The 6,240-nt window shown below is 47.5% G+C and carries 11 protein-coding genes; 5 read left to right on the forward strand and 6 right to left on the reverse strand.

The window, feature by feature from the left end:
* Nucleotides 1–48: 48 nt before the first annotated feature.
* From GKO28_RS18780 to GKO28_RS18795, 4 genes are all read left to right on the forward strand, one after another.
* Nucleotides 49–312: a hypothetical protein gene (locus GKO28_RS18780; RefSeq protein ID WP_182077603.1), complete on the forward strand. Its 264-nt coding sequence runs from the start codon at nt 49–51 to the stop codon at nt 310–312.
* Complete coding sequence (locus tag GKO28_RS18785) at nt 293–778, forward strand: lysozyme (protein ID WP_182077604.1); 486 nt, start codon at nt 293–295, stop codon at nt 776–778. Before GKO28_RS18780 ends, GKO28_RS18785 begins: the two co-directional genes overlap by 20 nt.
* 72 nt (nt 779–850) lie before the next feature.
* On the forward strand, nt 851–1,360 hold the full coding sequence (locus GKO28_RS18790; RefSeq protein WP_182077605.1) for a lysis system i-spanin subunit Rz: 510 nt from the start codon (nt 851–853) through the stop codon (nt 1,358–1,360).
* Nucleotides 1,360–2,757 (forward strand): hypothetical protein, encoded by a 1,398-nt coding sequence (locus GKO28_RS18795; RefSeq protein WP_182077606.1) that lies wholly within the window; start codon nt 1,360–1,362, stop codon nt 2,755–2,757. The genes GKO28_RS18790 and GKO28_RS18795 overlap by 1 nt, the downstream gene beginning before the upstream one ends.
* Nucleotides 2,758–2,823: 66 nt before the next feature.
* On the opposite strand, the gene GKO28_RS18800 is transcribed toward GKO28_RS18795, so the two are convergent.
* Entirely contained in the window at nt 2,824–2,973 is a 150-nt protein-coding gene (locus tag GKO28_RS18800) for a hypothetical protein (protein WP_182077607.1), read from the reverse strand.
* A gap of 175 nt (nt 2,974–3,148) precedes the next feature.
* Nucleotides 3,149–3,526 carry an Arc family DNA-binding protein gene (locus tag GKO28_RS18805; protein WP_203564340.1) on the reverse strand — a complete coding sequence of 126 codons (378 nt, stop codon included), beginning with the start codon at nt 3,524–3,526 and terminating at the stop codon, nt 3,149–3,151.
* Between the two features lie 432 nt (nt 3,527–3,958).
* Here GKO28_RS18805 and GKO28_RS18810 point away from each other — a divergent pair, with 432 nt between their 5' ends.
* Nucleotides 3,959–4,576 carry a recombinase family protein gene (locus tag GKO28_RS18810; RefSeq protein ID WP_182077609.1) on the forward strand — a complete coding sequence of 206 codons (618 nt, stop codon included), beginning with the start codon at nt 3,959–3,961 and terminating at the stop codon, nt 4,574–4,576.
* A 46-nt stretch (nt 4,577–4,622) separates the two neighbouring features.
* Here the strand turns inward: GKO28_RS18810 and GKO28_RS18815 are convergent, their stop codons facing one another.
* The 4 genes from GKO28_RS18815 to GKO28_RS18830 all read right to left on the reverse strand — a co-directional run bounded on the left by GKO28_RS18815 (nt 4,623) and on the right by GKO28_RS18830 (nt 6,072).
* Nucleotides 4,623–4,895 (reverse strand): hypothetical protein, encoded by a 273-nt coding sequence (locus GKO28_RS18815; protein WP_182077610.1) that lies wholly within the window; start codon nt 4,893–4,895, stop codon nt 4,623–4,625.
* Between the two features lie 65 nt (nt 4,896–4,960).
* Nucleotides 4,961–5,182: a hypothetical protein gene (locus GKO28_RS18820; protein WP_182077611.1), complete on the reverse strand. Its 222-nt coding sequence runs from the start codon at nt 5,180–5,182 to the stop codon at nt 4,961–4,963.
* A gap of 256 nt (nt 5,183–5,438) precedes the next feature.
* Nucleotides 5,439–5,663, reverse strand: a complete 225-nt coding sequence (locus GKO28_RS18825) for a hypothetical protein (RefSeq protein ID WP_182077612.1) — start codon at nt 5,661–5,663, stop codon at nt 5,439–5,441.
* A 13-nt stretch (nt 5,664–5,676) separates the two neighbouring features.
* On the reverse strand, nt 5,677–6,072 hold the full coding sequence (locus GKO28_RS18830; protein ID WP_182077613.1) for a hypothetical protein: 396 nt from the start codon (nt 6,070–6,072) through the stop codon (nt 5,677–5,679).
* Nucleotides 6,073–6,240 lie beyond the last annotated feature (168 nt).

The raw sequence follows: 6,240 nt of genomic DNA on the forward strand, positions 1-6,240 counted from the left end.
TTTGCACCGTTCAATACTCTGCTTATGACATTTAGCTGAGTATTTGTAATGAATCAAGACATCACCGATTCCGCCGTAACCGCCGCCGCTTCTGCATCTGGTCTTGTCAAAGCCGCGCCGCCCGTGGCCGTCAGTGGCGCATTTTGGGCTGGCGTGAGCGTGCCGGAATTGATTCAGTATTTAACCTTGTTGTGGCTGCTGTATCAAATCACTGATTCGCTCTGGACCGGCTATCCAAAATGGCGGGCGCGGTTTGTGTCGATTAGCAATGGCTTTAAAAAATGGCGGCGCAATGGCAAAGCTAAACGCTAAAACGATTGCGGCGACAGTCGCCACGCTTAGCCTTGCCGCGACGATGTTGGTTAAGCCGTTTGAAGGTAAGCGCAATGTGACGTATCTGGACCCCATCGGCATTCCAACTGCCTGCTATGGGCATACCGGACCAACCGTGCGCGTAGGGCAAGTGAATACCGACGCGCAATGCAATGCCTTGCTTGAGGTTGATTTAGCCTCTGCCTTGGCCGATGTGGATCGTTGCACGCCTAATTTGGCCACTTCGCCCCGGGCGGCTTTTACCTCATTGGCTTTTAATATTGGTGGTGCGAAGTATTGCGCGTCTAGCTTGGCTAAAAAAGCCAATGCCGGTGATCTACGCGGCGCTTGTGCTGAGTTGTCGCGCTGGGTTTATGCCGCAGGTAAGCCATTGAATGGTTTGATTAAACGCCGTGCTGCAGAGCGTGCCATCTGTGAGCAAGATATGCACAGGCGCAGTGGATAAGCTGGGGCATATCACCCTCAACATTAGGTTTTAATTGGCCTCTATGGCCTTGCTTAAAAAGGAAGCGAACGGATGTTCGGAATAGAACGTATTACATTGCTCTATCAAATTTTAATCACGCTATTTTTGCTGGTGCTGATGTTTTTTGCCGGCACATGGCAGGGCGCAGCCAGTATGGACAAATCTTGGCAACTTAAAGATGCCCAGCGTGATCGCGATGAGCGAAAAGCCGCCATCAAAGCCTATGAAGCCAAACTAAAAGACGCCGCGTTACAAGCCAGCCGCATTGCCGCCCTTGATCAAAACTACCAACAGGAATTAAACCATGCCCAAACTGAAAACGACCGCCTTCGCCGTGATATTCGCACTGGCCTTATCCGGTTGTCAGTCAAATCAGCAAAGCCAGCCGGTATCGCGATCAATTCAGCCACCGCCAGCAACACTGATGCAGCCGCGATCTGCGAACTTGACGCAACGACTGCTGATGACCTTATCAGCATCACAAGCGATGGCGACACCGCGATCCGACAACTGAGCGCGCTACAGGGCTATATCTCAACCATTTTAGAAGGACAGCCATAATGCCGGGGCTTTATTTAGATCAAGCAAGCCTGCCAGCAGGCACGGTTCAAGTATTCCAGGAGACAGACAAACCCGATCCAAAGGTGCTTGGTGGTCGCAATTGCTATGTGGTTGAAAGCGGCACAAAGTACTGGTCGAATGGCGAGGAATGGCTTGTGGAGGCGGGGAGTGGGCTTGGTGCGAGTAGGGAAGTGACTTACATTACTGTTGCGCTTGGAATCTTAGGGCAGTCCAACGAATTAGGCGCTACGTGCAATTTTAACGCGACAGCCAACAAGTATTTTTATGGGTCGGCGGCTGCGCCATCTCAGGGGATTTTTGAACCAGTCAAGTTAGCACCTCAAGGCTTCGGCTCAATGTTCACTTACGCGGCTGATTTGCTTGCTAGAGATGGTATCTCGGTGCGGCTAATGAACGGCAGTTTGGGTGGCGCAAGTATGCTCAACGAGTTTACGGGATTTGCGTGGGTAGCAGGTCGTGCGAATAGTACAAACTATCGCGGTAAACGGACTGCATCACTTGGCGCTGGAGACCTCGGCCATCGTGGGGATTTCGTTTTTGAGAATGGGAGGCTTTACGAATGCACTGTCGGTCGTTCCGACTTAGCATTTCTTGACTCTCTGACACCGATCATGTTTAACGGCGTGCCGTACTACAGCACATCGTCCATAGTGAGAGGTGCAGCGGCGGCACTGACAGCGGCATCCAAGCCCACGTTTTCAGCATCAGCAATTGTCGGTGATACAGTGGTGGATGGTGCTATTACATGGACTTGCGTTAGTTCCACGACTACCGCTGTAGATCACGGCAACGGGCTTTTCGTATTCAAGTACGACGACTCGAATTTTGACCCGTATTACGCCTGCGCTCGATTAGCGACCGAGCTTGTAAAATATGGCAATGATAACAATCCAGCCCCCCTCTCACCCAGAAATCAATATGTCTATTTGCAAAACGGGCAGTCGGATGCGGGAATTCTATCTGCGCTATACACTCGCGCAGTAGCTCAAGTCGCAGCGTATTTTTCGAATAAAAGAATCAGTGTGATTTGTGGTCTGTCAGTATTTTCGACAACTATCGGTCAAGCGGCATATGACACGCTTGAAACGTCATTTGGTGGGGGGGGGTTGGCGAGTACGCCCGACTATATAAATGGACCGATCAGCACGATGCTGAGTAGTATGGGTTTTGGTAAGTTTAAGAATCCGTCAGATGTTGATGGGTTCTTTGGAAACATCTACTTTGGTACTTCGCTATATCGTGCATTAGGAACTTCAATTGATGGCTTACTATACCCAAATGGACCTGCACGGATACACGTAAACTCCAGTGGAATGGTTGCGTGTGCCAAGGCATTAGCTCCGCGTCTAAGTAAAATATTACGCAGATCAGATTAATTAGCCAATCAATTTCGCCAACGGTAGCTCCAATCACAGCGAGCTGGCCGCTTTTTTATTGACTCATTAAATGTGATGACTCCCGCCCATTAAATACCAAATCAAGCCGATAACGATTAAAACCACCATGAGTTGAAGGTATTCACCCACGATAAACCACAGCATTGCAGCAAAATCTTTAATTTGCATCGCGCATCGGCGTTGCCAAGATTGCATGATGAATCCTTGTTGTATTTAAGAAATGATGCGGGGCAAAAACAGTACCTGCATCAAGCATTAGCATATACTTATTCGCCGCGAAATAAAGCTGTCAATAAGTCGAGCGAGTTATTGACAATAGCGCCTGTTTATTTGCCTCGTTGGTGGCAAAAACAACAAACTACCGCTGTTTTTATGTAAAATTACCACGTAATAATTCGCTCACTTTATCTGTGATTGCTTTCTTTGACTCTGCCGACTCAAGTAAGCCTGAATCATGTAAAACAGATAAAAGAATATCAATTAATTGTGCGTCGCGCTGTTGAAGTTGTTGCTGTTGCAGCTGTTGTTGTTGCTCAATGGTTTTGCTGAGTGTGTTGATGGTAGTGGTCATCGCGTTAAAGCGTTGCACTAAATCAATGCGTTCATCATGTTCAAATGACTGTGCAATTCGGAGATTGAGTTCGGCATTCATTCGATTGCCATTTTGTTTGGCGGCAGCGACCAGTTTTTGATGCAGGGTGACTGGCATACGATACTGCGATTTAACAATATTGATATCACGCATCATTGAATCCGCTGCGTGTTTTTTTTGGTGCGTAGTTAGTGGCCTTTTGGCCACTAATTTTTATAAGAGAGCTCAAAGTGAAGATGGGATTAACAAAAAAAACCGATGACGAATATCGTTGTCATGGCCGAGATAAAGAGCCCCCTAGGCAAAATCAACTATATGCCGACTTGCCTATGTCAAAATGAGTCTGAGTTGAGTAAAGAACTAGCAAAAATAAAATTGTCAGGCAGTGCTGGCAAAATCTTACGCTTTAGCTGAGCTGATTAATTTCGGCGCAAGAATAGCATTGAATTCATAAAATCCAAAATATGGCAATGTACTAATTGGTTTAGACTGGCTAGTATGGGTGTTAATTAGCTGGCTGGCTCGTTTAAATCGCGCATTGACCTAAATAGCCACCTTAGCTAAATTGGTGATTTTGGGGATACCCCAATGCGCCATCAAATCGCCCGCGTCTATCTGCGCGCATCTACTGACGAACAAGATTTAACCCGCCAACATGCGATTACCGAACGCGCTCGCGCTGATGGTTATTATATTGCGGGGGTGTATGCCGAACACGCCAGCGGCACGATTGCCGACCGGCCCGAGCTCAAGCGCTTGATTCAAGATATTCAGCCCGGTGACGTGATCATTGCGGAAAAAATCGACCGCATTAGTCGCCTGCCTTTGCCCGAAGCCGAAGCCCTGATTGCCCAAATGACTGCCAAAGGTGCGCGCTTATGTGTGCCGGGGGTGGTGGACCTGTCTGATATCACCGCCGCCAGCGATGGTATGGCCAAGATCGTGCTGGAAGGCGTGCAAGCCATGCTGCTACGCTTGGCGCTACAAATGGCGCGGGATGATTACGAGACACGCCGCGAACGACAAAAGCAGGGTATCGCTTTGGCTAAGATCAAGGGCAAGTATCAAGGCCGCACGCCAGATTTAAAGCTACACGCTAAAATTAAACTATTGCGGCCGCATCATTCCATCGCAAAAACCGCAGAGCTCGCGGGGTGTAGTCAAGCCCTGGTGAAGCGGATCATGGCGAAAGAAAAAAACCGTTAAATGATAAAACCCGCGAGTGCGGGCTGTGGTGGTTGAAGATTACAGCTTAACGATCATCCAAGGCCTTGTTGACAGCTTCTTTGATTGCTTCTCTGCCTTTACCATAATTGTAAAAATTACGAACCTCGCTTTCGATAGCGGTTTTAATTTCACGACTCGCCGTTTCCTCGATAATCTTGGCTATATGATCTGGTTGGCAGATTGCATCTACTGACGCCTTAATCTGTTCATCCATCTGCAATAAATGCTGCTGCAGGGCAACACAAATTGTGTGCTTCATACCTTCGACTTCAAGGCGAATCAGTGGCATAGCTGACATTTTCTGTCCTTGTAAAAAATCCCGCGTGTGCGATCTGTGGTGGTTGAGGCGACGTTCCTTTAAATTTAAGGGAGCACACGATCTACCCAAATACGATAAGCTTCTGGCCATATTTTGCCGTCCAGAACATCGCAGCATGTTTTATATGGGATATTCAATTCGTGTGCAATTGTGGGTACTGCTTGGCAAATATCAGGCATGAAAGATCGTTTAAAAATTTCCATTGCCTGCTCATAAGTCACGCCTTGCTTTGGAACGGCCTTAAATTTTACGGTATGCACAGACACGGTGACTTTCCTATCGTTTTGTTAATTTATGCGACCAGTCGTTGAAGCATGATTCACTGCAACACGTCATCCACCATTCATCTCTGAGCTGGCCGCAGCCATTGGCGCAAAATTTATTGCGCTCAACAATCGCTTTGGCGGTCTGGTCGGCCTGTAGCCTCAGTTTTTGCTTCTTCTTTTTGTGCGCGGCGCGTTCTTTAGGGTCTGAAATGGTGCGCTCTGAAATATAGTTTCTGCCCACTTCAGCTTTCCTTAGTTAAAGAGTAACGATGCGAACATCTTTCGCCCAAGATTTGCCTTCCAAATACATGCCGACATTGAAATACTTATTTTTTTTCAAATTGAAGATAACTTCTGTGCCGTCATGCTCTGAAACTTTTACTAGCTTCGCTTTTGCTTGGGTTATTTCGCTACCGTTGCTGATAAGCAATAGATCGCCAGTCTTGATCTGATCGATCTGAGTTAGTGGATTTATTTGCATCAGCTTTCCTCGGTTATGTAGCTTGTGCAATCAATGATTCGATTTCTGTCGAAGCATCTTTGCCATTAATTGCCCTAGAAACAATCCGAAGTGCCTCTGTCAAAGCTGCATTTCTCGCTTCACGGGCAATATCTTCTGGTGTATCGTCACTGATATAAGCTTGATCGCTAACAATCTGAACGCCAACATCTTCTACATCATCAAGACGCCAGCAGCCTTCGTCGTGGTCGTATCGTTCTCGGTAATACGATCCATTCTGATCTTTTTCAGGGATGGTGTAGCTGTCATACGGACCGCCATAAGTGGGAACGCTTTGCCCTGTCGCGTGATGCTCAATCCACATAAAAAACGGTTCGCTTGTGATTGGGCAAACATCAGGACACCAAGGGTTTGACATTGTTTGTGACATTTCAGCTTTCCTTTAGTTTTTTGATTGCGGCTGGGAAGAATTGCGCCACACATCAAGCATGTGCTCCATCCATTCCGCCCCAACACGATCAACTGCATAAGCAATAGAATCGGCAGGACAAAGCTCACGCATCCGGCCAGATGCCAAGGCGACATACAAACGCTCGCC

Source organism: Deefgea sp. CFH1-16, from assembly GCF_016881365.1.
GTDB lineage: Bacteria > Pseudomonadota > Gammaproteobacteria > Burkholderiales > Chitinibacteraceae > Deefgea.